The 802-nt window shown below is 45.9% G+C and carries 1 protein-coding gene; it reads left to right on the forward strand.

Features of this window, described 5'->3' with window-relative positions; genetic code table 11:
• The coding region (locus R8O11_RS26680; protein WP_318194804.1) for an alpha-amylase family glycosyl hydrolase at positions 1-802 on the forward strand (802 nt) is incomplete at both ends.

Consider the following 802-nt stretch of genomic DNA (forward strand, 5'->3'; position numbering starts at 1 on the left):
ATTTTGCACGCCTTTGATTGGAAGTACGCTGACATTGCCCAACGAGCAAATGAAATCCACGAGCTAGGTTATGGCTCGGTGTTGGTTTCGCCACCAATGAAAAGCGCCCACGATGAACGTTGGTGGCAGCGCTATCAACCACAAGATTACCGTGTTATCGACAACGCGCTCGGTGACACCCAAGACTTCATCTATATGGTTCGCGAGCTCGAACGCGTAGGCGTTTTGGTATACGCCGATGTGGTGTTTAACCACATGGCTAACGAAGCACATTTACGCCGTGATCTGCAATATCCTCGTCAGGATGTGTTAGATCAATACCGACAAAACGAACATAAATACCAGTCTTTAAAGCTTTTCGGCGATTTATCCAAACCGCTATTTAGCGAAGAAGATTTTGTTGAAGCGTTTGGTATCAAAGACTGGAAAGATAAATGGCAGGTCCAAAATGGCCGAATTACAGGTGGGCCAACCGATCCTGGTTTACCAACCCTTCGCGTTTGTGAACATGTTGTCGAGCAGCAGCGAGCTTACCTAAAAGCATTGAAAGCGATAGGTGTGAAAGGCTTCCGCATTGATGCCGCGAAGCACATGACGCTTGAACACCTAAAACGCGTATGGACAGACGACATAACCCAAGACGTGCATATTTTTGGGGAAATCATTACCGATGGCGGTGCAACAGAAGAAGAGTATCAACTGTTTCTTGAGCCGTATTTACAAGAAACCCGTTTAGGTGCGTATGATTTCCCGCTGTTTTCGACCATCTTTAAAGCATTTTCAAAAAAAGGCAGTTTCAAGT

Source organism: Vibrio sp. 1288 (assembly GCF_033344475.1).